This is a genomic window from Ancylobacter sp. Lp-2, from assembly GCF_020523795.1.
Lineage (GTDB): Bacteria > Pseudomonadota > Alphaproteobacteria > Rhizobiales > Xanthobacteraceae > Ancylobacter.
In genome coordinates, this window is sequence record NZ_JAJALI010000004.1 from 230,585 (window position 1) to 257,413 (window position 26,829).

Annotated in this window: 30 protein-coding genes; 12 read left to right on the forward strand and 18 right to left on the reverse strand. The window is 69.9% G+C overall.

Annotation, left to right across the window (positions count from 1 at the left end; all coding sequences use genetic code 11):
- The first annotated feature begins 49 nt into the window (after positions 1–49).
- Positions 50–592, forward strand: a complete 543-nt coding sequence (locus LGR54_RS12495; protein ID WP_230362291.1) for a dihydrofolate reductase family protein — start codon at positions 50–52, stop codon at positions 590–592.
- Between the two features lie 9 nt (positions 593–601).
- Here the strand turns inward: LGR54_RS12495 and LGR54_RS12500 are convergent, their stop codons facing one another.
- Complete coding sequence (locus LGR54_RS12500; RefSeq protein ID WP_230362292.1) at positions 602–1,162, reverse strand: GNAT family N-acetyltransferase; 561 nt, start codon at positions 1,160–1,162, stop codon at positions 602–604.
- A gap of 378 nt (positions 1,163–1,540) precedes the next feature.
- Between LGR54_RS12500 and LGR54_RS12505 the strand changes: the two genes are divergently transcribed.
- The 4 genes from LGR54_RS12505 to LGR54_RS12520 all read left to right on the forward strand — a co-directional run bounded on the left by LGR54_RS12505 (position 1,541) and on the right by LGR54_RS12520 (position 5,259).
- Positions 1,541–2,104 carry an XRE family transcriptional regulator gene (locus LGR54_RS12505; protein ID WP_230362293.1) on the forward strand — a complete coding sequence of 188 codons (564 nt, stop codon included), beginning with the start codon at positions 1,541–1,543 and terminating at the stop codon, positions 2,102–2,104.
- A gap of 8 nt (positions 2,105–2,112) precedes the next feature.
- A complete protein-coding gene (locus tag LGR54_RS12510; RefSeq protein WP_230362294.1) occupies positions 2,113–2,649 on the forward strand; it encodes a GNAT family N-acetyltransferase in 537 nt (178 codons plus the stop codon).
- A gap of 124 nt (positions 2,650–2,773) precedes the next feature.
- Positions 2,774–3,745, forward strand: coding sequence for a glutathione S-transferase family protein (locus LGR54_RS12515; RefSeq protein WP_230362295.1), 972 nt, complete (start codon positions 2,774–2,776; stop codon positions 3,743–3,745).
- A 98-nt stretch (positions 3,746–3,843) separates the two neighbouring features.
- On the forward strand, positions 3,844–5,259 hold the full coding sequence (locus tag LGR54_RS12520; protein ID WP_230362296.1) for an aminotransferase class V-fold PLP-dependent enzyme: 1,416 nt from the start codon (positions 3,844–3,846) through the stop codon (positions 5,257–5,259).
- A gap of 31 nt (positions 5,260–5,290) precedes the next feature.
- On the opposite strand, the gene LGR54_RS12525 is transcribed toward LGR54_RS12520, so the two are convergent.
- The gene (locus LGR54_RS12525) at positions 5,291–5,980 is read right to left on the reverse strand and encodes a class I SAM-dependent methyltransferase (protein WP_230362297.1); all 690 of its coding nucleotides are present in this window, start codon (positions 5,978–5,980) and stop codon (positions 5,291–5,293) included.
- 58 nt (positions 5,981–6,038) lie between these two features.
- Entirely contained in the window at positions 6,039–7,232 is a 1,194-nt protein-coding gene (gene mnmA / locus LGR54_RS12530) for a tRNA 2-thiouridine(34) synthase MnmA (RefSeq protein ID WP_230362298.1), read from the reverse strand.
- Positions 7,233–7,547: 315 nt separating this feature from the next.
- On the opposite strand from mnmA, the gene LGR54_RS12535 reads away from it, so the two are divergent.
- Complete coding sequence (locus tag LGR54_RS12535) at positions 7,548–7,823, forward strand: DUF1153 domain-containing protein (protein WP_213356345.1); 276 nt, start codon at positions 7,548–7,550, stop codon at positions 7,821–7,823.
- Positions 7,824–8,062: 239 nt separating this feature from the next.
- Here the strand turns inward: LGR54_RS12535 and phnN are convergent, their stop codons facing one another.
- The 9 genes from phnN to phnG all read right to left on the reverse strand — a co-directional run bounded on the left by phnN (position 8,063) and on the right by phnG (position 15,030).
- The gene (phnN, locus tag LGR54_RS12540; RefSeq protein WP_230362299.1) at positions 8,063–8,680 is read right to left on the reverse strand and encodes a phosphonate metabolism protein/1,5-bisphosphokinase (PRPP-forming) PhnN; all 618 of its coding nucleotides are present in this window, start codon (positions 8,678–8,680) and stop codon (positions 8,063–8,065) included.
- 51 nt (positions 8,681–8,731) lie between these two features.
- A complete protein-coding gene (locus LGR54_RS12545) occupies positions 8,732–9,871 on the reverse strand; it encodes an alpha-D-ribose 1-methylphosphonate 5-triphosphate diphosphatase (protein WP_230362300.1) in 1,140 nt (379 codons plus the stop codon).
- Positions 9,872–9,953: 82 nt separating this feature from the next.
- Positions 9,954–10,655, reverse strand: a complete 702-nt coding sequence (gene phnL / locus LGR54_RS12550) for a phosphonate C-P lyase system protein PhnL (RefSeq protein WP_230362301.1) — start codon at positions 10,653–10,655, stop codon at positions 9,954–9,956.
- 11 nt (positions 10,656–10,666) lie between these two features.
- Positions 10,667–11,473 carry a phosphonate C-P lyase system protein PhnK gene (phnK, locus tag LGR54_RS12555; protein WP_370638194.1) on the reverse strand — a complete coding sequence of 269 codons (807 nt, stop codon included), beginning with the start codon at positions 11,471–11,473 and terminating at the stop codon, positions 10,667–10,669.
- On the reverse strand, positions 11,470–11,946 hold the full coding sequence (locus LGR54_RS12560) for a GNAT family N-acetyltransferase (RefSeq protein ID WP_230362302.1): 477 nt from the start codon (positions 11,944–11,946) through the stop codon (positions 11,470–11,472). The genes phnK and LGR54_RS12560 overlap by 4 nt, the downstream gene beginning before the upstream one ends.
- Positions 11,943–12,827, reverse strand: coding sequence for an alpha-D-ribose 1-methylphosphonate 5-phosphate C-P-lyase PhnJ (locus LGR54_RS12565; protein WP_370638195.1), 885 nt, complete (start codon positions 12,825–12,827; stop codon positions 11,943–11,945). The genes LGR54_RS12560 and LGR54_RS12565 overlap by 4 nt, the downstream gene beginning before the upstream one ends.
- Positions 12,824–13,954, reverse strand: coding sequence for a carbon-phosphorus lyase complex subunit PhnI (locus LGR54_RS12570; protein WP_230362303.1), 1,131 nt, complete (start codon positions 13,952–13,954; stop codon positions 12,824–12,826). The genes LGR54_RS12565 and LGR54_RS12570 overlap by 4 nt, the downstream gene beginning before the upstream one ends.
- Positions 13,955–13,957: 3 nt before the next feature.
- Positions 13,958–14,554, reverse strand: coding sequence for a phosphonate C-P lyase system protein PhnH (gene phnH / locus LGR54_RS12575; protein ID WP_230362304.1), 597 nt, complete (start codon positions 14,552–14,554; stop codon positions 13,958–13,960).
- A 2-nt stretch (positions 14,555–14,556) separates the two neighbouring features.
- On the reverse strand, positions 14,557–15,030 hold the full coding sequence (gene phnG, locus LGR54_RS12580) for a phosphonate C-P lyase system protein PhnG (protein WP_230362305.1): 474 nt from the start codon (positions 15,028–15,030) through the stop codon (positions 14,557–14,559).
- Positions 15,031–15,136: 106 nt separating this feature from the next.
- Here phnG and phnF point away from each other — a divergent pair, with 106 nt between their 5' ends.
- Entirely contained in the window at positions 15,137–15,910 is a 774-nt protein-coding gene (gene phnF, locus LGR54_RS12585) for a phosphonate metabolism transcriptional regulator PhnF (RefSeq protein WP_230362306.1), read from the forward strand.
- A 26-nt stretch (positions 15,911–15,936) separates the two neighbouring features.
- Positions 15,937–16,545: a pyridoxamine 5'-phosphate oxidase family protein gene (locus LGR54_RS12590; RefSeq protein ID WP_230362307.1), complete on the forward strand. Its 609-nt coding sequence runs from the start codon at positions 15,937–15,939 to the stop codon at positions 16,543–16,545.
- A gap of 35 nt (positions 16,546–16,580) precedes the next feature.
- On the opposite strand, the gene LGR54_RS12595 is transcribed toward LGR54_RS12590, so the two are convergent.
- Entirely contained in the window at positions 16,581–17,678 is a 1,098-nt protein-coding gene (locus LGR54_RS12595; RefSeq protein WP_230362308.1) for an alpha-hydroxy acid oxidase, read from the reverse strand.
- Positions 17,679–17,809: 131 nt separating this feature from the next.
- Between LGR54_RS12595 and LGR54_RS12600 the strand changes: the two genes are divergently transcribed.
- Positions 17,810–18,397, forward strand: coding sequence for a hypothetical protein (locus tag LGR54_RS12600; RefSeq protein ID WP_230362309.1), 588 nt, complete (start codon positions 17,810–17,812; stop codon positions 18,395–18,397).
- Between the two features lie 26 nt (positions 18,398–18,423).
- On the opposite strand, the gene LGR54_RS12605 is transcribed toward LGR54_RS12600, so the two are convergent.
- Both LGR54_RS12605 and LGR54_RS12610 read right to left on the reverse strand, forming a co-directional pair.
- Positions 18,424–18,978 (reverse strand): cytochrome P460 family protein, encoded by a 555-nt coding sequence (locus LGR54_RS12605; RefSeq protein WP_230362310.1) that lies wholly within the window; start codon positions 18,976–18,978, stop codon positions 18,424–18,426.
- Positions 18,979–18,995: 17 nt separating this feature from the next.
- Positions 18,996–20,063, reverse strand: a complete 1,068-nt coding sequence (locus tag LGR54_RS12610; protein WP_230362311.1) for an alpha/beta fold hydrolase — start codon at positions 20,061–20,063, stop codon at positions 18,996–18,998.
- A 347-nt stretch (positions 20,064–20,410) separates the two neighbouring features.
- Between LGR54_RS12610 and LGR54_RS12615 the strand changes: the two genes are divergently transcribed.
- Complete coding sequence (locus LGR54_RS12615) at positions 20,411–20,827, forward strand: organic hydroperoxide resistance protein (RefSeq protein WP_230362312.1); 417 nt, start codon at positions 20,411–20,413, stop codon at positions 20,825–20,827.
- A gap of 78 nt (positions 20,828–20,905) precedes the next feature.
- Here the strand turns inward: LGR54_RS12615 and LGR54_RS25735 are convergent, their stop codons facing one another.
- The 3 genes from LGR54_RS25735 to LGR54_RS12625 form a co-directional block, all read right to left on the reverse strand.
- Entirely contained in the window at positions 20,906–21,028 is a 123-nt protein-coding gene (locus tag LGR54_RS25735) for a hypothetical protein (protein ID WP_255607574.1), read from the reverse strand.
- A 29-nt stretch (positions 21,029–21,057) separates the two neighbouring features.
- The gene (locus LGR54_RS12620) at positions 21,058–22,524 is read right to left on the reverse strand and encodes an aldehyde dehydrogenase (protein WP_230362313.1); all 1,467 of its coding nucleotides are present in this window, start codon (positions 22,522–22,524) and stop codon (positions 21,058–21,060) included.
- A gap of 140 nt (positions 22,525–22,664) precedes the next feature.
- Positions 22,665–24,434, reverse strand: a complete 1,770-nt coding sequence (locus tag LGR54_RS12625) for a cytochrome c biogenesis protein DipZ (RefSeq protein ID WP_230362314.1) — start codon at positions 24,432–24,434, stop codon at positions 22,665–22,667.
- 272 nt (positions 24,435–24,706) lie between these two features.
- Between LGR54_RS12625 and LGR54_RS12630 the strand changes: the two genes are divergently transcribed.
- Both LGR54_RS12630 and LGR54_RS12635 read left to right on the forward strand, forming a co-directional pair.
- Entirely contained in the window at positions 24,707–25,447 is a 741-nt protein-coding gene (locus LGR54_RS12630) for a response regulator (RefSeq protein WP_230362315.1), read from the forward strand.
- An 11-nt stretch (positions 25,448–25,458) separates the two neighbouring features.
- Entirely contained in the window at positions 25,459–26,778 is a 1,320-nt protein-coding gene (locus LGR54_RS12635) for an ATP-binding protein (protein ID WP_230362316.1), read from the forward strand.
- The last annotated feature ends 51 nt before the right edge of the window (positions 26,779–26,829 follow it).

A 26,829-nucleotide genomic window follows, 5' to 3' on the forward strand; every position in this document is an offset into this window, starting at 1 on the left:
CTGCGTGAGGTTCATGCTCGCGCTGATTCCGCACGGTAGGACACACGCGATGGCGAGCATCTGCGGCTACATGGCCACCAGCCTCGACGGCTACATCGCCGATGCCGGCGGCGGCATTAGCTGGCTCAAACCCTTTGACAGCGTCGAGTTCGGCTATGAGCGCTTCATCGCCGGTATCGACACGGTGGTGATGGGGCGAGGAACCTTCGACCAGCTCCTGTCCTTCGATGCTGGCTGGCTCTATGCCGGCAAGCGCGGCCTCATCGTCACCTCGCGCCCGCTCGCGGCGGCGCCCGCCGGGGTCACGGCATGGCGGCACGGCGTCCCCGCGCTCATTGCCGAACTCCGTGCACGCGATGGCGCGGCCTGGGTGGTCGGCGGTGCCGGGCTTCAGGCCGATTTCCTCGCCGCCGGCGCCATCGACCGGCTCGAGCTGTTCATCATCCCGGTGCTGCTGGGAAATGGCGTTCGGCTGTTCCCGCCCGACAGCCTCGATCCCCTGCAGCTCGTGCTGCGTGAGAGCGAGGCGCTGCCGCTCGGCATGGTCCGCCTCGCCTATGAGGTCACCGGCCCGCTCACGCTTGCCGGCTGACCGGCCGCCTCACTCCGCCGCGATCGACGCCGGCATGCCGAAGGCCTTGCGCGCCGGGCCACGCACCGCTTCCGGCGGCGTGTCGTCGAGCGGGCACACCAGCACCCGCGCCGGATCGACCGGGCCCGGCAGGCTCACCTGTGCGGGCGGCACCCGCTTGAAGCCCATGCGGCCGTAATAGGGTTCGTCGCCGACCAGCAGCACCAGCCGCGCGGCGCCGGCCTCGTCGAGCGCCGCCTTCGACGCCAGCTCGGCCTTCGCCGCCTCCAGGCAGCGCTCCACCAGCCGCCGGCCGATGCCGTGCGAGCGGAACGGCGGCTCGACGGTGAGCGGGCCGAGCAGCAGCGCCGCGTCCTCGCCGATGAGGATCGGGGTGAGCCGCACCGAGCCGACCAGCATGGTGCCGATATAGGCGGTGAAGGAGAGGTCGCGCCGATGCGGGTTGCCCTCGCGCAGCCGGTAGGCGGTGCGGGCATATCGGCCGGGCCCGAAGGTGCGGGCCACCAGCCGCTCGATGGCGGCGTCGTCGGCGGGCGTCTCGGTGAGGACGGTGATGGAAAGTTCGGTCATGTCGCGCTCGGAAGGCTCAGGGTCGGCACATCGCCGCGCCGCGCGACCGTCTGTTCACGGCCGCCGGCACCGGCGAGCGAAATCGTCCGCGCACGGAAAGCTCTCCGCGCGGGTCGCCTCGTCTCGTCGTCGCTGCATCGGCCTCGGGGCCATCGCCGTCTTTCCCGAAAAAGGTCCGGCCGGATAGCACAGGCCGGGACGCAGGTCGAGGGGCAGATGGAGAGCGCGGCGAAAGGCTCATATGGGAGGCCCCGAAACCCTGCCCAAAAGCATGGCCGGAAAGAGCGCGCCGGAAGCGCCCGCCGGATATGGCGACCACCGCGCCCCGCCCACGCGCCATTGCTTGATCGCCTCACGCTCGTCTCCTATAAGAGACGTATGTCTAGTTTAATTGACGACACAGAGGCCCGCCTCGCCCGCCGCCTCAAGCTGGAGCGCGAGGCGCGAGGCTGGTCGCTGGCCGATCTCGCCGCCCGCGCCGAGGTCGGCAAGGCGACGATCAGCAAGATCGAGCGCGGCGAGATCAGCCCGACGGCGGTGACCCTGGTGCGTCTCGCCAATGCCTTCGGCCTCACCCTCGCCGGGCTGCTGTTGCGCGCCGAGGGCGGCGACCGGCTGGTGCGCGCCACCGACCAGCCGCTGTGGCGCGATCCCGCCACCGCCTATCTGCGCCGGCAGATCTTCGCCCGGCCGGACCATCCGGTCGAGCTGGTCGAGGTCGAGCTGCCGCCCGGCGCCCGCGTCACCCTGCCCGCCTCCTCCTATGCGCCGATCCGCCAGGTGCTGCAGCTGCGCCGGGGCGAGCTGACCCTGATCGAGGACGGCACCCGCCACGAGCTGAAGCCCGGCGACGCGCTCGGATTCGGCCCGCCGGCGGAGGTCACCTTCGCCAATGAGGGTGCCGCGCCCTGCCGCTACATCGTCGCTCTCACCCGTCTCTGAGAACCGCCATGAACGTCCCCGCGCCACGTCTTCCCGATCTCACCATCCGCCCGCTCGCCGACGACGAGCCGACCGTGACCGCCCTCGCGGCGCTGCTGGTCGACACCGTGGCCGGCGGCGGCTCGGTCAGCTTCATGCACCCGCTCGACGTCGAGAAGGCGGCCGACTTCTGGCGCGGTTCGCTGGCGGCGGCCGGGCGCGGCGAGCGCGTGGTGCTCGGCGCCTTCGTCGGCGACACGCTGGCCGGCACGGTGACGCTGCAGCTCGCTCTGCCGGAAAACCAGCCGCACCGCGCCGAGATCGCCAAGATGATGACCCTGCCCGCCTTGCGCGGTCGCGGCATCGCCAGCGCCCTGCTCGCCGCCGCCGAGGCCGTCGCCCGCGACAGGGGCCGCACGCATCTCGTCCTCGACACCGCCAGCGACGGCGGCGCCGCCGGCCTCTATGAGCGGCACGGCTTCGTGTTCTGCGGCGAGATCCCGGAATTCGCGCTGAAGCCGCATGGCGGCCTCACCGGCACGCGGCTCTACATTAAGCGGCTGTAGCGGCCGCGCCTCTGGTCACCCGGGCATTCCCGCAATCCGTCCTTCTCGCCGCCGCCCTCAAGGACGGCGTGCCATCGTCGCGGTTTCGTCCTAGCTTCGCGCTCGATCCAGAGGGAGAAACGCGATGGGACTGCTGGTCGACGGCAAATGGGCCGACACCTGGTACGATACCAAGAGCACCGGCGGGCGCTTCGAGCGCACCGTCACCCGCTTCCGCAACTGGATCACCCCGGACGGCGCCCCCGGCCCCACCGGCGAGGGCGACTTTGCCGCCGAGCCCGACCGCTACCATCTCTATGTCTCCTATGCCTGCCCGTGGGCGCATCGCACGCTGATCTTCCGCCAGCTGAAGCGGCTGCAGGACCTCATCGACGTCGACGTGGTCGATCCGCATATGGGCGAGGAAGGCTGGGTGTTCGCCGGCCACGCCGAGCGCCCCACCCTTGGCGCCACCGCTGACACGGTGCTCGGCAAGCAGCGTCTTTACGAGGTCTATCTCGAGGCCGACCCGCATTTCTCCGGCCGCGTCACCGTGCCGGTGCTGTGGGACAAGAAGCGCGGCACCATCGTCAGCAACGAATCGGCGGAGATCATCCGCATGTTCAATTCGGCCTTCGGCGCCTTCACGCAGGACCGGCACGACTATTATCCCGAGCCGCTGCGGGCGGAGATCGACGCGCTCAACGCCCGCATCTACGACGCGGTGAACAACGGCGTCTACAAGGCCGGCTTCGCCACGAAGCAGGAGGCGTATGAGGAGGCGGTGCGCGCCTTGTTCGCCATGCTGGACGAGTTGGAGGCGCGCCTCGCCGATGGCCCCTTTCTGTTCGGCGCGACGCAGACCGAGGCCGACTGGCGGCTGTTCACCACGCTGATCCGCTTCGACGCCGTCTATGTCGGCCACTTCAAGTGCAACATCCGCCGCATCGCCGACTACCCCAACCTGTCGCGCTACCTGAAGGCGCTCTACGAGACGCCCGGCGTCGCCGGCACGGTGAACCTCACCCATATCAAGCGGCACTATTACGAGAGCCACAAGACCATCAACCCGACCGGCATCGTCCCGGTGGGGCCGGATCTCGCCTGGGCCAAATGAGCGCGGGTGGCACGACGCCTCGCCGCATTGCCGGGCGCGCCGGGGAGGCCTAGCTTCCCGCGCCACGCCCTCTCCCAGGGCGACAGCAGGGGGCGACGATGGACCAGGCGCGACAGGACGACAGCGGCGGGCAGCCCCGTGCGCTGGACATCTCCGGCACCGAGCTCGCCGGCCTCCTCGACACCGCCGCCCGGCTCGCCGCCGAATACTGGGCCGGGCTCGACGCCCGCCCGGCCTGCCCGGACAGTCGCGCCGTCGAGACCACCAGCCTGTTCGCCCGGCCCTGGGCCGAGGCGGGGCGCGGCGCCGCCGTGCTGGACGACTTCACGACGATCGCCGCGCATTCCCGTCCCTCCGGCGGCCGGTTCTTCGGCTATGTGTTCGGCTCCGGCGAGCCGGTCGGCGCGCTCGGCGATCTGCTCGCCTCGGTGCTGAACCAGAATGTCGGCGCCTGGCGCTCCGCCCCGGCGGCGGTCGCCGTCGAGCAGGCGGTGATCGGCTGGCTCGGCGACGCCATCGGCTGCACCGGCTTCACCGGCTCGCTGTGCGGCGGCGGCTCCTCGGCCAATCTGATGGCGCTCGCCATGGCGCGCGAGGCCAAGTTGCCGGCCAATGAGGACGGCGCCCGCCCCGGCATCGTCTACGCTTCCGAGCAGGTGCACATGTCCGTGCCGAAAGCGGTGGCGCTGATCGGCCTCGGCCGCCGCAACCTGCGGCTCATCCCGGTCGATGCCGACAGGCGGATGCGCCTCGACGCGCTGGAGGCCGCCATTGCCGAGGACCGCGCCGCCGGCCGCACGCCCATCGCCATCGTCGCCACCGCCGGCACCGTGGCGACCGGCGCCATCGATCCGCTGCCCGCCATCGCGGAAATCGCCCGACGCGAGGAGCTGTGGATGCATGTCGACGGCGCCTTCGGCGTGCTGGCGGCACTCGCCGCGCCCGAGCTGTTCGAGGGCCTGTCGCTCGCCGATTCGGTCTCGCTCGACGCGCATAAATGGCTGTACCAGCCGGTCGATTGCGGCTGCCTGCTGCACCGCCACGCAGATGTCGCGCGAAAGACCTTCTCGCATAGCGGCGATTATGTGCGGGCGCTGAACACCGATCCCGGCGAAACCTTCGCCTATTTCGACGAGAGCCTGGAACTGTCCCGCCGCTTCCGCGCGCTCAAGCTGTGGATGTCGCTCGGCTATCATGGCCGGAGCGCCTTCCGCGCCTCCATCGCCCGCGACCTCGCCCATGCCCGGCTGCTGGAGCGCGCCGTCGCCGCGCGTCCGGAGCTGGAGCTGATGTCGTCCGGTTCGCTCAGCGCGGTGTGCTTCCGCCACCGGGAGCGGGACAACGAGGCGCTGCTGCGCCGGCTCCTCGCCCGCCGCCGGGTCTATCTGTCCAACGCCACGCTGGATGGCCGCTTCGCCCTGCGCGCCTGCTTCGTCAACCACCGCACCACGGAAGACGACGTGCACGAGATCGTCGCCGAGGTGATCGCGGCGGCGGGGGAAATCAACGACTGAGGAAGTAGGCCGGCGACGCCGGACCGGCGGGTTACCCCGCCAGCGCCACCTTGCCGGTCTCCGCCTGGGCCGCCTGCTCGGCGACGCTGCGCTTGCGGAAGCGCACCAGCGTGTACATGCCGAGCCCGACATCCTTGGCGACCGGCAGGTCGACCGTGCCGTTCTGCAGCGCCCAGTTGCGCAGCCGGGCGAACTGGAATTCCGGCCGCCAGCCGAGCTTGCGCGCCTTGCGGGCGAACCAGCGCTCGAACACCGCGCGCGGCCCGTCCTCGGCGCCGAGATGGTTGACCAGGATGATCTCGCCGCCCGGCTTCAGCACGCGGGCCATCTCGTCCAGTGTTTCCTCGGGATGCGGCACCACGGTGATGACGAACTGGGCGATCACCACGTCGAAGCTGTCGTCCTTGAAGCCGAGATGCGCGCCGTCCATCAGGCACAGCCCCTCGACATGGCGCAGATGCTCCTTCTTCACCCGCTCGCGGGCTTTGTGGAGCATGGGTTCGGAGATGTCGACGCCGACCATGCGGTTCGAGCGCTTATACAGGGGCAGCGCGATGCCGGTGCCGACGCCGAATTCGAGGATGCGCCCGCCGATCTTCTCCGCCGCCTTGATGGCCGCCTTGCGGCCGGCGTCGAACACCGCGCCGAACACCACGTCGTAAACCGGCGCCCAGCGGGCATAGGCTTCTTCAACGGTGGCGCGGTCGAGATCGGTCGTCATGCTTTCCCCCAACAAGTCCGGTCCGGCCTTTGCCGCCGGTCCCGGTGCGACGCCCGACTCACGCGGTACGGACGTTCGCCAACATCTCCTGACCGCGTGTCAGCGCTGTGAACGTATTCGGCGCGCGGCGAATCACCCCGCCGCCCAGCAGCCGCGCCCCCGACGCGGCATCGGCATAGAAGACGCAAGCCTGTCCCGGCGCCACCCCTTCCTCCGCGGCGGCGAGCCGCACCACCGGAGCCCCGTCGCCGGCGCGGCCGAGCTGGCCGGGCACCGGCGCGCGGGTCGAGCGCACCTTCACATAGATCTCGCGGCCGGCATCGAGCGCCGCGTCGAGGCTCTCATCGCCGAGCCAGTTTACCTCGTCGACGCGCACCTCGGTGACCCCGAGCGCCGCGCGCGGCCCCACCAGCACCCGGCGCTGGCGGGCATCGATGCCCACCACGTAGAGCGGCTCGGACGAAGCGATGCCGAGGCCCTTTCGTTGGCCGATCGTGTAGCGCATCACGCCGGAATGCTGCCCGAGCACCCTGCCGTCGAGATGCACGATCTCGCCCGGCTCGCCGGCCTCGGGGCGCAGCTTCTCGACGATGTCGGTGTAATGCCCGTTAGGCACGAAGCAGATGTCCTGGCTGTCCGGCTTGTCGGCCACCTTCAGCCCGAAGCCTTCCGCAAGCGCCCGCACTTCCGGCTTGGTGGTCTCGCCGAGCGGGAAGCGCAGCATGTCGATCTGCGCCTGCGTGGTCGCATAGAGGAAGTAGCTCTGGTCGCGGCTCTCGTCGAGCGGGCGGTAGAGCGCCCGCGTGCCGTCGGGCAGGCCGCGGCTGGTGACGTAGTGGCCGGTGGCGAGGATGTCGGCGCCGAGGTCCTTCGCCGTCTCCATCAGGTCGCGGAACTTGACGGTGCGGTTGCAGTCGACGCAGGGAATCGGCGTCTCGCCCGCCGCATAGGCGTCGGCGAAGCGCTCGATCACCGCGTCGCGGAACCGGCTTTCATAATCGAGCACGTAATGCGGGATGCCGAGCTTCTCGCACACCATGCGGGCGTCGTAGATGTCCTGCCCGGCGCAGCAGGCACCGGGGCGGTGGTGCATCGCCTCGCCATGGTCGTAGAGCTGCAGCGTGACGCCGATCACCTCGTAGCCGGCCTGCGCGTAGAGCGCGGCGACCACCGAGGAATCCACCCCGCCGGACATCGCCACCACCACGCGGATGTCCTTCGGAGCACGGCCTGTGTCGTCGAGGCGGATCATGGCGAACAGCGGGTCAGAGACATCAAAAGGTAACGACTGCGGAGTCCCTATATAGGGTGTCGGCGCCGTTCGGCGAACCCGTTTCTACGCAATCAGGCCCCTGCCGCGCAACCCGCCCCGTATCCGGCATTCCCGGCGTCTCTACCAGTCAAAACGGGCACGGCGAAGATTCCGCAAGGTAAACAAAAAGTTTCGTGGATGTTAAGAAGGCCTTAACCTTGGTGAACTCACCGGCTCGTGATTCGTTTAGGAAAATATTTATCGCTGTCAGGATACCATCATCTCATAAGTTCGGGTGTCATGAGTGAGCGTACAATGACCGAGGCCTACCGCCCCAGGGTGAAATACGTGATCGGACCGGACGGCAGTCCGCTGACCATTGCCGATCTTCCCCCGCCGGACACTCGCCGCTGGGTCATTCGCCGCAAGGCCGAGGTGGTCGCTGCCGTGCGCGGCGGACTGCTGAGCCTTGAGGAAGCCTGCAAGCGCTACACGCTCACCACCGAGGAATTCCTGTCCTGGCAGGCCTCGATCGACCGCCACGGCCTCGCCGGCCTGCGCACCACCCGCATCCAGCAATACCGGCAGTAGACGCCGCGCCGCATGACCTCACCGCTTCACGGCCGGGCCTCGTCCCGGCCGTTGTCATGTCGGGCGGTCGGCACCGCGCAGGCGCACCCACGCGGCGACGCCAGCCGGGGCATGCCCGACCAGCCGCCTGCGAAGGAGATCGCGGGGATCGTCCCCGTATATTGAAAGGCTTCGGAGGCTTCGGGCCGCCCCCCGATAAAGCGCGGCACGCTCCACGGGAGCGGCAGGCTTGCCTCTCGCTACGCTCCCGCCAGTCGCTCCAGGAAAGCCACCAGCCGTTCGCCTGCCACCTCGGGCGGGCCGTCATTGACGAGGGTGAGCGCCGGCGCCATCTCCAGCGCCGGCTCGCGCTTCAGCCGCCGCGCCGCGTCCTCGGCGCTCTCGCGTCCACGCGCTGCGATGCGCGTAGCCAGCACCTCGGGTGGCGCCGTCACCAGCACCAGCCGCACATCGGCGAAGCGCCGCCGCGCCTCGCGCACCGCCGCCCGCGAGCCGTTCGCCACCACGATGCGGCCGGCGCGGATCGCTTCCGCCACTTCCGGCCCCAGCCCGTAGGACAGCCCATTGGCCCGCCAATGCAGCGGGTAATCGCCGGCCGCCACCGCGCGCGCAAATGACGCGGCGTCGAGGCTGATATGGTCCTCGGTCGCGTCGGTCGGCCGGGTGATGCGGCGACGGGCGAAAGCGAGGCCCGCCCGTCCGTCAAGTTGCGCCCGCGCGAGGCCGATCAACGTATCCTTGCCGGCGCCGGAGGGGCCGACCACCAGCACCAGCGTGCCGGGGCCGAGACGGGCCGCGCCCGCTTCGGCATCCGCGCCGGCTCCCGGCAAGGTGTCCGCCTCGGTCTCGCCGCTCACGCCCGCAACTCCCGTCTCGTCCCTGCCACCGTCATAGGCCGCCCCGCCGCCTCACGCCACCCGCTCGCCCTGCCGCCACACCGTGCGCACCACCGGCGCCGGCCCGGCGAGCGAGACGCGCAGCACGTCAGCGCGCAGCCCCGGCTTCAGCCGCCCGCGATCGCTCATGCTGGCGGCGTCGGCGGGATTGGCGCTCACCATCGCCACCGCCTGCGGCAAGGTGATTCCCTCCACCAGCGTTGGCAGCGCGAAGGCGGCGAGCAGCAGGCTGCCCGGCACATAGTCGGAGCTCATGATGTCGAGCACGCCGCGCCCGGCGAGGTCGCCGGCAGCGACATTGCCGGTATGCGAACCGCCGCGCACCACATTCGGCGCGCCCATCAGCACGCGGATGCCGGCCTTGTGCGAGCCCTCCGCCGCCGCCACCGTGGTGGGGAATTCGGCGATGGCGACGCCGTCGGTCACCGCCTCGGCGACATGCGCCGGGGTGGCGTCGTCATGGCTCGCCAGCACGATGCCGCGCTGGCGGGCGATCGCCACCAGCCGCTCGCGATTGGCGCGGGCGTGCTTCTCATGGGCGAGCAGCCGGTCGGCGACGATCACGTCCATCTCGGCGTCGGTCAGCCCGCTCTTCTTCTTGTAGTAGCTGCGGAAATGCTCCTCGGTGAGGAATTGCCGCTGGCCGGGCGTGTGGTCCATCAGCGAGACGAGGCGCACGTCGCAGGCCTCCATCAGCGCCTGCGCGTCCTCCACTACGCCGTCGGCCGCCACCTCGCAGCGCAGATGCACATGGTGCTCGGCGCGCAGGAGCCCGGCCTCGGAGGCCTGGCGAATCGTCGCGGCGAGCAGCGGCGCGTCGCCGTCCATGCCCACCGCCTTCTTGTCCGGCCACACCCGCAGCGAATCGAACACCGTGGTGATGCCGGCGCTGGCGATCTGCGCGTCATAGGCGGTCACGGCGGCAAACGCGTTCCACATCACCCGCGGGCGCGGATAGAGATGGCCCTCGACATGGTCGGTGTGCAACTCGACGAAGCCGGGCAGCAAATGGTCGCCGCCGACATCGATGGCCCCGCGCGGCACGGTACCCTCGCCGATCTCGGCGATCTTCCCGTCGCGGATCACCAGGTGGCCGTGGCGCACCTCATCTTCCAGCACCAGCTGGGCATTCGCCAGAACAATCTCGTCCATCTCGTCCTCACGCGGCCGTCCGCCGCCCCGTCGCCTCGCCCGCGCCATCGCCGCTCTCACGCGGCTCATTCACGCGGCCCGGTCACGCTGCCTTTGCGAATTCCGTCACGTCGATCACCCGGTCGCACACCGCCTCGCGCACTTCCGCGTCGTGGAAGATGCCGAGAATGGCGACGCCGGCCCGCTTCTTCTCCTCGATCAGGCCAATCACCACCTGCCGGTTGGCGGCATCGAGCGAGGCGGTCGGCTCGTCCATCAGCAGCAGCGGGCGATGGGCGATCAGCCCGCGGGCAATGTTCACCCGCTGCTGCTCGCCGCCGGAGAAGGTGGCCGGCGGCAGGCTCCACAGCCGCTCCGGCAGGTTCAGCCTGGCGAGCAGCGCTCCGGCCCGGCCCGTCGCCTCCTCGCGCGGGATGCCGTCGCCGATGAGCGGCTCGGCCACCACGTCGAGCGCGCCGACGCGCGGGATCACCCGCAGGAACTGGCTGACATAGCCCATGGTGGTCGCCCGCAGCTTCATCAGCCGGCGCGGCGCGCAGCTGGCGACGTCGATGCTCTCGTCGCCGTCACGCACCACTATGTGCCCGGCATCGATGCGGTAATTGCCGTAGACCATCTTGAGCAGCGAGCTCTTGCCGGCGCCGGACGGCCCGCCCAGCGCCACGCATTCGCCGGGATGGAGCTCGAAGCCGGCGCCGGACACTACCGGCAGCCGCGCTCCGTCGCGCAGATGCAGCACGAAGCTCTTCTCGACGCTGGAAACGGAAAGGATGGGTTCGCTCATCATCATCCCCCTCACGCCGCCAGCACCGAGGAGACCAGCAGCTGGGTATAGGGCTCGCGCGGGTCGTCGAGCACCTGGTCGGTCAGCCCGGTCTCGATCACCCGTCCGTGGCGCATCACCACCATGCGGTGCGACAGCAGCCGCGCCACCGCGAGGTCATGGGTAACGATCACCACCGCCAGCCCCATCTCGCTGACCAGCGAGCGGATCAGGTCGAGCAGCCGCGCCTGCACGGAGACGTCGAGCCCGCCGGTCGGTTCGTCCATGAAGACGAGGCGCGGCTTGGTGACGAGGTTGCGGGCGATCTGCAGCCGCTGGCGCATGCCGCCGGAGAACGCGCGCGGATCATCGTCGATACGATCCGCCGCGATCTCGACCCGGCCGAGCCAGTCGGTGGCCTCCTCACGGATCTTGCCATAGTGGCGCCAGCCCACCGCCATCAGCCGCTCGCCGACATTGCCGCCGGCCGAAACCGCCATGCGCAGCCCGTCCGCCGGGTTCTGCCGCACGAAGCCCCAGTCGGTGCGCATCAAGAGCCGCCGTTCCGCCGGGCCGAGGCCGGCGAGGTCGCGCAACTCACCGTCGCGCATGCGGTAGCTGACGCGCCCGGCGCTGGCCGCCAGCTCGGTGGAGAGCAGGCCGAGCAGCGTCGACTTGCCCGAGCCGCTCTCCCCCACCACCGCCAGCACCTCGCCGGGGAACACCTCCAGCGACACGTCGCGGCAGCCGATGCGGGTGCCGTAATTCTTGCCGAGCCCCTCGGCGACGAGCAGCGGGGCGTCATCGGACGCAAGCCGGTCGCTCATATGTGCGTTCATGCCGCCTCCCCGGAAGCCGGGGCCTCCTGAAGATCGGTGTAGAAGCTGAAGCCGTGCCGGCGGAAGCCGAGGCTCTCATAGAAGGCGTGCGCCCGCTCGCGCGCCATGCGGGTGGAGAGCGCCGCCTTGTAGCAGCCCTTCTCGCGCGCCATGTCGAGCGCCACACCCATCATGGCGCGGCCGATGCCCTGCCCCTGCGCGGCACCGCTCACCGCCACCGCCTCGATGATGCCGGTGCGCGAGCCCCTATGGGCGATGTTCTCCATCACCAGCAGGGTGAAGGTGCCGAGCACGGCACCATCGACCTCGGCGACATAGAGCGCGTAGTCGGGATAGCGGGCCATGCGGTCGAACACGGCGCGCGCCTCGGCGAGGTCATGCACATCCTCGGCGTCGAGCTCGCGATAGAGCCCCAGCACCACCGGCAGGTCGGCCGGCCCGGCCGGGCGCACGGAGACGTCGGTCGCGCTCATGCCGCCTCTCCCGCCGGCGCCGCCATCTCGCCGCGATGCCCCTGTTCCTGTCGGTCGTTGCAGAAATCCGTGTCGGAGCAGACGAACATCCGCCCGCCCCGGTCGTCGAGGATCACCTCGTCGAGATAGACCCCGGTCGCCGCGCACAGCGCGCACGGCTTGGCGAAGCGCTGCACCTTAAACGGGTGGTCCTCGAAATCCAGCGAACGCACACTAGTGTAGGGCGGGATGGCGTAGATGCGCTTCTCGCGCCCGGCGCCGAATAGCTGCAACGCCGGGCAGTCGTCCATCTTCGGGTTGTCGAATTTGGGGATCGGCGAGGGATCCATCACATAGCGGCCGGCCACCTCCACCGGATAGGCATAGGTGGTGGCGATGTGCCCGTGCCGGGCGATGTCCTCATACAGCTTCACATGCATGAGGCCGTATTCGGCGAGCGCGTGCAGCTGCCGCGTCTCGGTCTCGCGCGGCTCCAGAAACCGCAGCGGCTCGGGGATCGGCACCTGGTAGACGAGGATCTGGTTCTCGGTGAGCGCCGTCTCCGGGATGCGGTGCCGGGTCTGGATGATGCTCGCCTCGGTGGTCGCGGTGGTGGTCGCCACCCCCGCCGTCTTCTCGAAGAAGCCGCGGATCGCCACCGCATTGGTGGTGTCGTCGGCGCCCTGGTCGATCACCTTGAGCACGTCGTCCGGGCCGAGCACGGCGGCGGTCACCTGCACGCCGCCGGTGCCCCAGCCATAGGGCATCGGCATTTCGCGCGCCGCGAACGGCACCTGATAGCCGGGAATGGCGATCGCCTTCAGGATCGCCCGGCGGATCATCCGCTTGGTCTGCTCGTCGAGATAGGCGAAGTTGTAGGAAATTTCCGGCATCGCGCTCATTCCGCCGCCTCCTTCATCTCGTCGGCAGCCGACTTTGCTGAAGCCTCGGCACGCATGCGCCGCACCAGGTCCAGCTCCGCCTGGAAGTCGACATAGTGCGGCAGCTTCAGATGCTCGACGAAGCCGGTCGCCTGCACGTTGTCGCAGTGGGAGAGCACGAATTCCTCGTCCTGCGCCGGCGCGCCCGGCTCCTCGCCGAGCTCGGCCCAGCGCAGCGCCCGCTCGACCAGCGCCATCGACATCGCCTTGCGCTCGCATTGCCCGAAGACGAGGCCATAGCCGCGAGTGAACTGCGGCGGCTCGGTGGCCGAGCCCTTGAACTGGTTCACCATCTGGCACTCAGTGACCTGCACCTCGCCGATGGAGACCGGAAAGCCCAGTTCCGGCACGTCGAGGATCACCTCGACATCGCCGAAGCGGATCTCGCCGACGAAGGGATGCGAGCGGGCATAGCCGCGCTGGGTGGAATAGCCGAGCGCGAGGAGATAGCCCTCGTCGCCGCGCGCCAGCGTCTGGAGCCGGGTGGCGCGGTCGACCGGGAAGCTCACCGGCGCGCGGGTGATGTCGAACGGCTCCTCGCCGAGATCGGCGGGAGAGGCCTCGATCAGCCCCTCGGCGCCGATCAGATCGGTCACGCGCGGCATTTTTGACGCCGCATCGACCGCATCGGACAGCGCCGGCGCGGCGTTGGCCTCATCGTCCACCTCACCGGCCTGATCGGCCACCGCCAGCGAGGTATCCAGCAACCGATGAGTATAGTCGAAGGTCGGCCCGAGCAGTTGCCCGCCCGGCAGGTCCTTGAAGGTCGCCGACACCCGCCGCCGCACCAGCATCTCGCCGGTATCGAGCGGCTGCGAAGCGCCGAAGCGCGGCAGCGTGGTGCGGAAAGCGCGGATCAGGAAGATCGCCTCGATCAAGTCGCCGCGCGCCTGCTTGATGGCCAGCGCCGCCAGATGCGTGTCGTAGAGCGAACCCTCCGCCATCACCCGGTCGACGGCAAGCGAGAGCTGGGAGGCGATCTGCTCCAGCGTGACCGAAGGCAAATTCTCGTTGCCGCGCCGCCGCTTAGCCAGCAGCTTGTGCGCGTTGCGGATGGCCTTCTCGCCACCTTTGGCCGCCACATACATCGCTCAAGCCCCCTTTATCGCGACCGAGCGCGGCAGCCCGGCGACCTGTCCGGCGCCGGCCAGCAGCAGGTCGATGCCGCGCGGAAACAGCGCCCGGTTCGCCGCCATCCATGCCGGGAAGTCGCCCGGCAGCGGCGTCGCCCCGAAGCCGATGCGCCCCTTGATGCCCGGCCCTTCCAGCATGAAGCCGTGATCGGCGAAGCCCGCGACCTGCAGGATCAGCGTCGTCGAGGCGTCGGGAAAGTCGGGGGAGCCCTGGGCGAACGCCGAAAATCCCCGCAATTCCATGGGACTGGCGATGATGGCGAAACGCGCCTCGCCCGGATCTTCCGTGATCGGCGCCCCGGTATGGAAGCGCAGAAAGTCCGCCACCGCCCGCTCCGCCGCCAGCGCCGCGTCGAGGAAAACCGGCGTCTCATAGTCGCAAAGCGCCAGCGCCAGCGCCGCCGCCTCCGGCGACAGCGGCGCCGGTGGCACGAGATCCACCGTCAGTTCCTGCGGCTGGCCGGGCCGGGAGAGCGCCCACATGGCGGCGCGAAACACCCCCTGCGCCTCGAGGACCGGATCGGCGAAGCCGCGTGCAAGTTCTTGCGTCTGCACGATTAATCCTCTCCGCGCACCAGAGTGAAGAAGTCGACCTTGGTCGCCGCCGTCTCAGCCCGCACCGTGCGCGCCTCGGCGGCGAGCCGCGCCCGCACCGGGGCGAGCGCCGCCTCCACCGCGCCCCGCCGCCCCGCGTCCTGCCACAGCGCATCGATCAGCGCCCCGTGACGGGCGGCGGCGACGTCGCGCCCGAGCCGGTAGCCGAACCCCGTCGCCCCGCCCTCGACGCGGATAGCGGCGCGGCTGACGGTCGCCTCGCCGAGGTTGAACGGCGCTCCGTCGCCCCCAGTCCGCCCCCGCAGCATCACCAGCCCGACCTCCGCCGGCCGCAGATCGCCGGCCACTGGCAGCGGCGCCAGGTGCGCGAGCATCGATTCCAGCTCGTCGCGCCGGGCACAGGCCAGCGTCGCCAGCGCGGCCTGGCGCGCTGCTATCTCGTTATGATCGTTTGAATTTTTTGAATCGTTCGGCATCGGTTCGATCCGGCCTCGCCTTCAGCATATGGTTTACAACCACGCCGACTTTGTATATTAATCTATACAAATGCGCAATAGCCGTTCGCGACGGAACACGCCCTTGATGACCGATACCGACGACACGCCGATGACGCCCCCCTCCGACGAGGCACCCTCCGATGTCGCGCGCGGCAGCGGCGTCGCCCTGTGGAAGCAGATCGCCGAGCGCATCGAGGCGGATATTTCCGAGGGCCGGCTGAAGCCCGGCGCCCGCCTGCCCACCGAGGCGGAACTCGCCGAGCGCTTCGGCGTCAACCGCCACACCCTGCGCCGGGCGCTGGCAACGCTGACGGATCAAGGGCTTGTCGAGGCGACCCCCGGTCGCGGCACCTTCGTGAAGGAGCCGCCGCTGCGCTATCCGATCAGCCCGCGCACCCGCTTCTCCGAGATCGTCTCCGGCGAGGGCCGCGCGCCCGGCGGACGGGTGATCGCCTCGCAGGTCGAAGCGGCCTCGTCCGACATCGCCGCCGCGCTGCGGGTTGCCCCCGGCACGCAGGTGCTGCGGCTCGACATGCTCCGCGAGGCCGACAATGTGCCGCTAACCATCGGCACGCATTGGTATATTGCCGATCGCTGCCGCGACCTCGACCTGATCGCCGCCGCGACCGGCTCGGTCACTCGCGCGCTGGAAGCGCTCGGCCTCGGCGATTACCGGCGGCTGGAGACCCGCATCACCGCCCGTCTCGCCGATGAGGAGGAGCGCAGCCTGCTCGCCCTCCCCCCCGGCCGCGCGGTGATGGTGGTGGAGAGTATCAATGGCGACCCGCAGCGCCGGCCGATCCAGTTCACCCGTGCCCGTTTTTCCGCCGACCGTGTACAGCTGATCGTCAAGAACTGAGCCAAGAACTGAAAGAGGAGACGCCGATGGCCCGCATCACCAGCCCCGAGGAACTGCGCGCCATCTATGGCGAGGCGCGTGAACGCAGCCGGCGCAAGGTATTGCCGGCGCTCGATATTCACTGCCGGCGCCTGATCGCCATCTCGCCGCTGGTGATGGTGGGCAGCTACGGCGCCGATGGCCGCGCCGACGTCACCCCGCGCGGCGACGCGCCCGGCTTCGTGGTGGCGGAAGACGAGACGACGCTGCTGATCCCCGACCGCCCCGGCAACAACCGACTGGATACGCTGACGAATCTCCTCACCAACCCGGCGATTGGCCTGCTTTTCCTGGTGCCGGGGGTCGACGAGACCCTGCGGGTGAACGGCCGCGCCGCGATCCATGACGATGCCGATCTGCGCGCCCGCTTCGAAGTGGACGGGCGCCAGCCGGCCACCGTGCTGCGCGTCGCGGTCGAGGAGGCCTATCTGCACTGCGCCAAGGCCTTCATGCGCTCGCATGCCTGGGACCCGGCGCATTTCGTTCCCCGCGACAGCCTGCCCAGTATGGGCGAGATGCTACGCGACCAGCTCCTCCTCGCCACCGCCGAGACCCAGGCGGAAATGCTCCGGCGCTACCACGAGACGCTCTACTAGAGCCCCCCGCTACATCGGCGGAAAGCGACGATAAATCATGTACCTGCGTCCCACAGCACCTGCGGGCCGATCTCGTCGAGCCGGCTGCAGCCTGTCATAACCATGGCGATCTCCAGCTCGCAGCGTAGGAGATGCAGCACATGGGCGACACCGGCCGGCCCGGCCACCGCCAGCCCGTAGAGCACCGGCCGGCCGACCATCACCGCGCTCGCCCCCAGCGCCAGCGCCTTCAGCACGTCGGTGCCGCGCCGGATGCCGCCATCCATCAGCACCGGCACCCGGCCGCCGACCGCCTTCGCCACCCGTGGCAGCGCCTCGATGCTGGCCGGCAGCGTGTCCAGCACCCGGCCGCCATGGTTGGAGACGACGAGGCCGTCCGCGCCGGCGCCGATCGCCCGCTCGGTATCCTCCTCGCAGAGTATCCCCTTGAGGATGATCGGCAATTTCGTAGCCGCGCGCAGCCGCTCAATGTCGGCCCAACCAGCCGCCACATCCATGAAGCCGCCGAACATCAGGCTCTCGCCGAGCTCGGCATGGGCGAAATAGCTGGTGTGCAGGTCGGCAAGGTTGGCATGCTGCGAGAGCTTGGGCGGCTTGTAGCCGGCCCGCTGCTCGGTGTTGCGCATGCCGAACACCGGCGCGTCCACCGTCACCACCAGCACGCCATAGCCGGCCGCCTCGGCGCGGCGCACCAGTTCCAGCGTGAAGCCGCGATCGTGCTGGATGTAGAGCTGGAACCATAGCGGGGTACGCGCCGCCGCCGCGATCTCCTCCAGTGTCACGTCGGCCTCGGTGCTCACCACCATGCCGGCCTTGGCGCCGCCGGCCCCCACCAGTGTGGCCAGTTCGCCCGCGGGATCGGCGAGCCGGTGATGCGCGGTCGGCGCGACGAGGATCGGATGCGCGAAATCCTGCCCGAACAGCCGCAGCCCGGTGCCGCCGCCGGCGATCTCCGGCAAGGCGCGGCTCTTCAGCCGCAGGCGCGCGAAGGCCTCGCGGTTCCAGCGCAGCGTCGTCTCGTCGGCGGCACCGCCGGAATAATAGCCCCAGGCCTCCCGCCCCAGCCGCTCGCGGGCGACCGGCTCGTAGTCCTCCACCGCCACCACGCCCTCGGGAATTTCGAACCGTGCCATATCCGCTCCGCTACCGCTCCCATCCGCCTTAATGCAGGCCATCTATTAACCCAAGAGGAGCATAGTCGGAGCCTGCGTATGGCAGGCGCCCGAGTTGCCGGCTAGTCTCGCAGGCGATGAGCGGGGGATCCATGGAAGAAGGCCGCCACCAGCGGGACGACGCGTCCGGTCTGTCGCTGCGCGAGGCGATCCGCGCCGCGCGGGTGGAGGCTGCCGAGCAGGCCGGCGTCATCGTCGAGCTGCGCGACGCCAGCCTCGCCCGCCTGTCCATGCTCAACGAGATTCTCGACCCGGTCTTCTCCGAGGTGCCGCTGGAACATGCCGACCTGTTCGATCGCGGGCTGATGCCGGGCGAGACCCCGCGCCTGTTCGTCGACATGGTCGCGCATGTGACGCTGGGACGCGACCGGCGCACCTTCCGCTTCCTGCAGGACACCCGCTCCGGCCGGCGGGTGCTGGCCGAAAGCACCAATCCGAACGACATCGCCGATGCGGTGACGCGCTATGTCGCCCGCCGGCTTATCGCCCGCGAGCAGGCTATCGCCACCAGCACGCCGCCCGAACCCGAGGCGCCGCGCCCGCTGCCGCACCATCCCCCGGCACCGTCCGCGGCCCCGGCCGGCGAGCCGCGGCGGGGCGGGGCCGGCGCCTTCCTCATCGGCCTGCTCGCCGGCATCGCCGCGACCGTCGCCGGCTGGCTGCTGCTGCAGGGGCACTGACCGGCGCGAGGCCCGCGCCGGCTGGTTCACGGTGCGTAGCGGGTGAAGACGTAGTCGTGGTCCTTCACCAATGCCTCATGGCAGGCGAAGCAGGTCTCGTGCTGGGCACGGTCGACCGGCTTGCCGTCGATGAAGCGCCCGAAGCCCCAGCCTCCCGTGTCGGGGTATTTCTTCGAATCCTTCACCATCACCTGCACCGTGGTGGCCATGCCCGGCACTGTCGCCGAGGCGAATTCCGGCGACGGCGTGCGCTTCCAGGCCAGCTTCACCAGCACCGTGCCGTCCGGGAACGGCAAGGTGCCGGCGCGATAGGCATCGACCGCCGTCTGGTTGCCGACCACCGCGCGTAGTTCGTTGAGCGGCACGTCCTCCAGCGCCGGGGCTATCAGCTCCCATTGCCGATAGCCCGGCGGGATGGTGACGCCGAAGATCGGCGAGGCGTTGTCCGGCACGGTGCCGCTGAACGAAACGCCGCTGGACGAGGCGCTACCTTGCGCCTCGCCATCCGCCCGGCTCACCGCCGCCAGCGCGCAGGAGGTCAGGATCGCGCCGACGCCGGCGAGCAGATAAAGCCGCTTCATCTGTCGTCTCCCGCGGCTCACAGCCTGTCGACGTCGATCACCGCCTTGGCGAAGGCTTCCGGCGCCTCCTGCGGCAGGTTGTGGCCGATGCCGCCGGTGACCAGCCGGAACTCGTATTTGCCGATGAAGCGCTTCGCATAGGCCTCGGGGGCGGGATGCGGCGCGCCATTGGCGTCGCCTTCCATGGTGATGGTCGGCACGCCGATGCTCGGCAGCGCGGCGAGCCGCTTCTCGAGCGCGTCATACTTCGCCTGCCCCGGCGCCAGACCCAGCCGCCAGCGATAATTGTCGATGCTGATGGCGACATGGTCGGGATTGTCGAAGGCGGCGGCGGAGCGGTTGAAGGTGGCGTCGTCGAACGCCCATTTCGGCGAGGCCAGTTCCCAGATCAGCCGGGCGAAGTCGTTCGTGTACTTGCGATAGCCGAGCTCGCCGCGCTCGGTGGCGAAATAGTACTGGTACCACCATTGCAGCTCTGCCTTGGGCGGCAGCGGCGCGCGGTTGGCCTCCTGGCTGCCGATCAGATAGCCGCTGACCGACACCATACCCTTGCAGCGCTCCGGCCACAGGGCGGCGACGATGTTGACCGTGCGCGCGCCCCAGTCGAAGCCGCCGAGCAGCGCCGTCTTGATGTTCAGCGCGTCCATGAAGGCGATGGTGTCGACCGCCAACGCCGCCTGCTGGGCATTGCGCGGTGCCTCCTCGGAGCGGAAGCGCGTCCCGCCATAGCCGCGAAGATAGGGAACGAGCACCCGATAGCCGGCGGCGGCGAGGATCGGCGCCACATCGACATAGGCGTGGATGTCATAGGGCCAGCCGTGCAGCAGCAGCACCGGCGGCCCGTCCGCCGGGCCGGCTTCGGCATAGGCGACGTTGAGCTCGCCGGCATCGACATGCTTGAGCGCGCCGAAGGAGGTGTGCGAGCCGCGCGCGCCACCGGCAGAAGAACTCGCCGGCACCGGGGTCGCGGCATCCGGGCTCGATTGCGCGGAGGCCACCGAGATGGTGGCGAAGGGAGAGGCGGCAAGCCCCAGCGCGGCCATGCCGAGCATGGTGCGGCGCTGCTGGTTGATCGGGTCTGACATGGGATGTTCTCGCCTGCTGAGGGACGGCCAAAGATGACGGCCGCCCTGTATCTGCGCTGTGTGGGATCGGACCGGATTTGAAAGCCCGTGTAGGATCCCGGCGAGGCGACACACTGCAATACAACGCGCGCGCCGGATGCCGGAAATGCACGTCCCGCCGCCGTCCCTTCCTCAATGCACGCCGGCGCGTGCCAGCTCCGCACACCCGCGTATCCGAATGTAACGAACCGGGGGCGGGACACGCCGGAAGACGCAGCGTGCCAATCCGCACACATGCCGGACATGCCTGCCTGCAATGTGCCGTCCATCCGCCGCCACCGTGCGGCGCGAACCAACGGAGCGTACCCATGACGACGATCGACAAGGTGCTGTACACCGGCAAGACCCACACGACGGGCGGCCGCGACGGCCTCTCGCGCAGCACCGACGGCCGGCTCGACATCAAGCTGTCGCCGCCCGGCAGCACCGGCGGCGGCACCAACCCCGAGCAGCTCTTCGCCGCCGGCTGGTCGGCCTGCTTCATCGGCGCCATCGGCATCGCCGCTGGCAAGCGCAAGGTCGCCCTGCCGGCGGATCTCGCCGTCGATGCCGAGGTCGATCTCGGCACCACGGACGGCGCCTATTTCCTGCGCGCGCGCCTCAACGTGCAGCTGCCGGGGCTCGATGCCGACCTCGCCCGCAGCCTGGTCGAAGAGGCGCACCAGACCTGCCCCTATTCGAAGGCGACGCGCGGCAATATCGACGTGACCCTCAATGTGATCTGACGCCGACCGCCACGACGTAAAGGGGGCCGGGATCCGACACGCCGTCGGGTCCCGGCCCTTATTTTGTCGGCCGCGGCGTCAGCGACCAGCCGGCGCGGCGAGAATGGCCAGCACCGGCGGCGCCTCGCGCGGATTGGTGTCCCACGCACAGGGAAAGGCGGCCAGCGCCAGCACGGTCGCGGCAATGACAAAGCTGCGCATCGGTTTCTTCCTTGGCTGCGGAACCCGGTTCATGCCGGCACCGGCATGAAGACCGCCTTGGTCTCGAGGAAGGCTTCCAGCCCCTCCGGGCCCCCCTCGCGGCCGAGGCCGGACGATTTGTAGCCGCCGAAGGGCACCGAGGGCGCCAGCTCCATGCCGTTGATGCCGACCTGCCCGGTGCGGATCCGGCAGGCGATCTCATAGGCATGCTCAACATCGCGGCCATAGACGCTGCCGCTGAGGCCGAGCTCGCTGTCATTGGCGATCTGAATCGCCTCCTCCTCGTCGGCATAGCCCTGCACGGTCACCACCGGGCCGAAGATCTCCTCGCGGGCAATCGCCATCTGCGGCGTCACATCGACGAAGACGGTCGGCTCGATGAAATAGCCCCGGTTGAAACCGGCGGGCTGGCCGCCGCCGAGCACGATGCGCGCGCCCTCGTCCCGGCCTTCGGCGATATAGCCGAGGACGCGGTCGCGCTGGCGGGCGTTCAGCACCGGGCCGACCTGCGTCTGTCGGTCCCACGGATCGCCGAGCCGGAGCGTGCCGACGATGCCGGCATAGGCCGCGACCACTTCGTCGAGACGCGACTGCGGCGCGAGGATGCGGGTCTGCGCGAAGCAGATCTGCCCGGCGAACGGCATGGTGAAGGGCGCGAGCGCCGGCAACGCCGCCGCGAGATCGACATCCTCCAAGAAGATGGCCGCCGACTTGCCGCCCAGTTCCAGCGTCACCCGTGCCATGCGGTCGGCGGCGCTGAGGCCGATCTGCCGGCCGGCGGCGACGCTGCCGGTGAAGCTGATCTTGTCGACCTCCGGCGAGGCGACGAGATAGGCGCTCTCCGGACGGTCGGCGGTCACCACATTGAGGACGCCCGGGGGCAACCCGGCCTCCATCGCGCATTCGGCGAGGATCAGCCCCTCGACCGGGCTTTCCACCGGCGATTTGACGATGCAGGTGCAGCCGGCCGCCAGCGCGGCACCCACCTTTTGCGCGGTGACCGGAAAGGCCGCGTTCCACGGCGCGATCAGCGCCGCCACGCCCACCGGCTCGCGCCGGACGCGGGCATGGCCGCGCGCCGTCGGGCGGCGATCCTCGAAGGCATAGCTGGCCGCGAGTTCGGCATAGTAGCGATAGCGGGCAAGGCCGGCCTGCACGAGGATCTCGGCGAAGCTGATGGGCATGCCGACCTGCGCGGTGGCGAGGCGCGCCAGCAGGTCGGAACGCAGCGCCAGCCGGTCGGCGAGCCGCGCCAGCAGCTGTGCCCGCTCGCCAGCGCTCATGGTCGGCCAGGGGCCGTGGTCGAAGGCGTGGCGGGCGGCGGCGATGGCACGATCCATGTCGGACGTATCCGCCAGCGCGACCTCGAAGACCGTCGCCTCGGTGGCAGGATGGATAACGGCGGCGCGGCGCCCGCTATGGCCGGCGACCCAGGCGCCGTTGATGAAGAAGCACTCGAGCAGTTTGGGGGTCAGTTCGTCGGTGATGTCAGGCATGGTCAGCCTCCTCTGGCATGCGGGAAGGCTGGCGGACCGGCGTATCGGCGATGTGTGCGGCAGGCGGCGGAATTGTTTGCGATTGTAACGGAAAGGCCGCCGGGGCATCCCGGCGACCTCGTCTGCGCGGATCATGCGGCCTAGCCGAAGGTGAAGGCGTAGGCCTCGGCGCCGGGATCGAGGAAGCGGATCTCGAAGCGCCGCTCCCGCACCGGCCCGCTCTGGCGCACCAGCTGGTAGAGCCGCGTCTCCGACACCGTGCCCTCGCCGTCGGGCCCGACATCCGCGCCGTGATCCGCGCCGGGCGCCGCGCCGTCGACGCTCACCCGGAAGCGCACCGGCCGCGACGCCTCGCCGGGACCGAGCACGAGGTTCAGGTCCCGCGCGCTGAATCGGTAGACGATCCCGCCATCGGGCGTGTCGAGCACCGCGCGCTCGGCGCCGACGGTCCAGTTGCCGGCAAGGCTCCATTGGTTGAGACGCGGCGCGCCAGGCGTGTAGTCGCGCGGCCGGTCGGCACCGACGCCTTCCGGCGACGCGAAGCCGGTGGCCTGTTCATAGCCGACATAAGTCTCGCGCGAGCCCATGCCGGCGAGATCGGGCGCCGCCTGAATGCCGGCCGCCCGCGGGGCGACCAGAGCGCCTTCGGCGCGCGGCTTGCCCGCCGCTTCGGCCAGCAAGTCCTGGATCACCCGCTCGGAACGCGCATAGCCGCCCTCGCCGAACTGGTGGTAGCGGATCCGCCCCTCGGCATCGACGACGTACAGCGCCGGCCAGTAATTGTTGCCGAAGGCGCGCCAGATGTTGAAATCGCTGTCGACCGCCACCGGATAGGTGATGCCGAAATCGCGCACCGCCTCCTTCACATTGTCGAGCTTCTTCTCGAAGGCGAATTCCGGCGAGTGCACGCCGATCACCACCAGCCCCTGGTCCTTGTACTTGTCGGCCCAGGCGCGGATGTAGGGCAGCGTGCGGATGCAGTTGATGCAGGAATAGGTCCAGAAATCGACCAGCACGACCTTGCCGCGCAACGCCTCGGCGCTGAGCGGCGCGCTGTTGAGCCAGCTCACCGCCCCACCCAGCGACGGCAGGGTGCCTTCGACCGGCAGGCTGCTACGATAGGGCTCCGTGCGTCCATCCGCGACGATGGTGGCGCCGGCGCTGGCAAGCCGGGACGGCTCGCCGGAAGGCGTGCGACCGAAGCGATCGAGCAGCGACTGCTCGATGCCGGCCGTGCTCGCATAGGACAGCCGCGCCAGCAGGGTGGTGTCGAGCCCGAGCGCGATCACCGCGACGCCGGCGAGGACGGCGATGCCGAGCCCCTGCCGGACGCGCTCGCCCACGCCGAGCGCACGCTTCATCAGCCCCAGCACGCGGCCGCCCGCCAGCATGGCGAGGCCGAGCGAGGTGGCGGCGCCGGCGGCATAGGCGGCGAGCAGCAGCGTCGTCTCGACGCTCGCGCCCTTGAGCGCCGCACCGGTGAGGATCACCCCGAGGATCGGCCCGGCGCAGGGCGCCCACAACAGCCCGGTCGCCATGCCCAGCAGCAGCGAGCCGCCGATGCCGGCACCGCCATCCTCGACGCCGCGCGACAGCCGGTCGCCGAGCGCGACGGCCGGCGCCGACACGCGCGCCGCCAGCGACGGCGACAGCAGCGTGAGACCGAACAGCGCGAGCAGCACCAGCGCGGCGGCGCGGCCGACATCATTGGCGTGGACGGCCCAGTTGCCGCCCACGGCGGCAAGCGTCGCCACCGCCGCGAAGGTCACCGCCATGCCGGCGAGCATCGGCAGCACGCCGCGCAGGAAGGAGGTCCCCGCCCGTGCGAACACGAAAGGCAGGATGGGCAGGATGCAGGGGCTGACGATGGTCAGCACGCCCGCCAGATAGGAAACGACGAGAAGGGTCATGGCCGATCCTTTCGGACGAGCCGGCACCGGGACGGCGCCAGCGCGTGGAATGGCGGCTCATGTCGCCGGCGCAGATGTCGCCGATGTTTTCAGTGCGGCGGGATTTGTAACGGCGTGTAGCAACGCCGCCCCCTGCCCCGGCCCAAAGGGCGACGGATGGCGGCGCCGGCTCCCGCAGCCGGCACGGCCCGCTACACGCGGGTACAATTCCAGGGAATCGCCGCCCGGCGGAAAATGCTAGGCAGGGGCGTCATCATCGGAGCCTGGGGCGGATGGATCATATCGACCACATCTTGATCGTCGACGACGACCGCGAGATCCGCGACCTGGTGTCCAGCTATCTGAAGAAGAACGGCCTGCGCGTGACCGTCGCGGCGGATGGCCGGCAGATGCGCCATTTCCTCGACGCCGACCGCGTCGACCTCGTCGTGCTCGACGTCATGATGCCCGGCGATGACGGGCTGGTGCTGTGCCGCGAGCTGCGCGCCGGCCGGCACAAGGCCACGCCGATCCTGATGCTCACCGCCCGCACCGATGAGACCGACCGCATCGTCGGCCTTGAAATGGGCGCCGACGACTACCTCGCCAAGCCCTTCGCGGCGCGCGAACTGCTCGCCCGCATCAAGGCGGTGCTCCGCCGCACCCGCATGCTGCCGCCGAATTTGCAGGTCACCGAGCTCGGCCAGTTGCTGACCTTCGGCGAGTGGCAGCTCGACACCGTCGCCCGTCATCTCCTCGACAGGGAGGGCACGGTGGTGGCGTTGAGCGGCGCCGAATACCGGCTGCTGCGGGTGTTTCTCGACCATCCGCAGCGCGTGCTGTCGCGCGACCAGTTGCTCAACCTCACTCAAGGCCGCGAGGCCGAGCTGTTCGAACGCTCCATCGACCTCTTGGTCAGCCGCCTGCGCCAGCGCCTGCGCGACGACGCCCGCGAGCCCGCCTACATCAAGACCGTGCGCAGCGAAGGCTATGTGCTCGCCATGCCGGTCGAGATCACGACGGCAAGGCAATGAACGGTCCGGCGATGAGCGGCCTCACCAGACTGCGCGCCGTCTTCCACCTGCCACGCACCCTGCGCTGGCGGCTGTTCCTCATCCTGTTCGCCGGCCTCGCCGCCGCGCATGCGCTGTCCTTCGCCGTGCTGTTCGCCGAGCGTAGTATGAGCGCCAAGGCGACGATGCTGACGACGCTGGAATACGACGTCGCCACCTCCATCGCCCTGCTCGACCGGCTGCCGGCGGCGGAGCGGCCGCAGTGGCTGCCGATGCTCGCCCGCCGCAACTACCGCTACGAGCTGGGATCCGGCCAGCCCGGCATGCCGGAGCTCAGCGCCCGCGCCACCGAGATCGCCGAGACCATCAACGCCGCGGCAGGCAGCCGCTTTCCCGTCCGGGTCGAGACCATTCCCGGGCAGCGCGAGCATCTCCAGGCGCATGTCACGCTGAGCGACGGCTCGCAGGTGACCATCGACATCCTGCCGCAGCTGATGCCGCTGGCGAGCTGGCTCCCCTATGTGCTGGCCCTCCAGCTGGGGTTGGTGCTGTTGTTCACCTGGCTCGCGGTGCGCCTCGCCATCCGGCCGCTGCTGCGCTTCGCCGGCGCCGCCGAGGCGCTGGAGCCCGGCAAGACCGCCGGCCGGCTGGATGAGAGCGGACCGGCGGAGGTGGCCTATGCCGCCAGCGCCTTCAACGCCATGCGCGACCGGATCGCCCATTATCTGCAGGAACGCGTGCAGATCCTCGCCGCCATCTCGCACGATCTCCAGACCCCCATCACCCGCATGAAGCTGCGGGCGGAAATGGCCGAGGACGGGCCGGAGAAGGACAAGCTGACCGCCGACCTCTCCGAGATCGAGCGGCTGGTACGCGAGGGGGTGGCCTATGCCCGCAGCGCCCATGGCGATGTCGAGAAGCCCGCCCGCATCGATATCGGCTCCTTCGTCGCCAGCCTCGCCTTCGACTATCAGGACACCGGCAAGCCGGTTTCCTACGCCGGCAACCTTGATGCAGTAGTGACCACGCGGCCGCACGCGCTGCGGCGCATCCTCACCAACCTCGTCGACAACGCGCTGAAATTCGCCGGCGCGGCCGAGATCGAGATCGACCGCACGGCGGAGGGCGTCGTCGCCATCGCCGTGCTGGACGATGGGCCGGGCATCCCGCCCGATCAGCTCGACGCGGTGCTGCAACCCTTCTACCGGCTGGAGCAGTCCCGCAGTCGCGATACCGGCGGCACCGGCCTCGGCCTCGCCATCGCCCAGCAGCTGGCGGGGGCGATCGGCGGCAAGCTGACGCTTTCCAACCGGCCGCAGGGCGGCCTGCGGGCCGAGGTCAGGCTCGGCTGATCCTCGCCGGGCGCGCCACCGTCGACAGCCGCCCGAGCCCCCCTGCCCGGT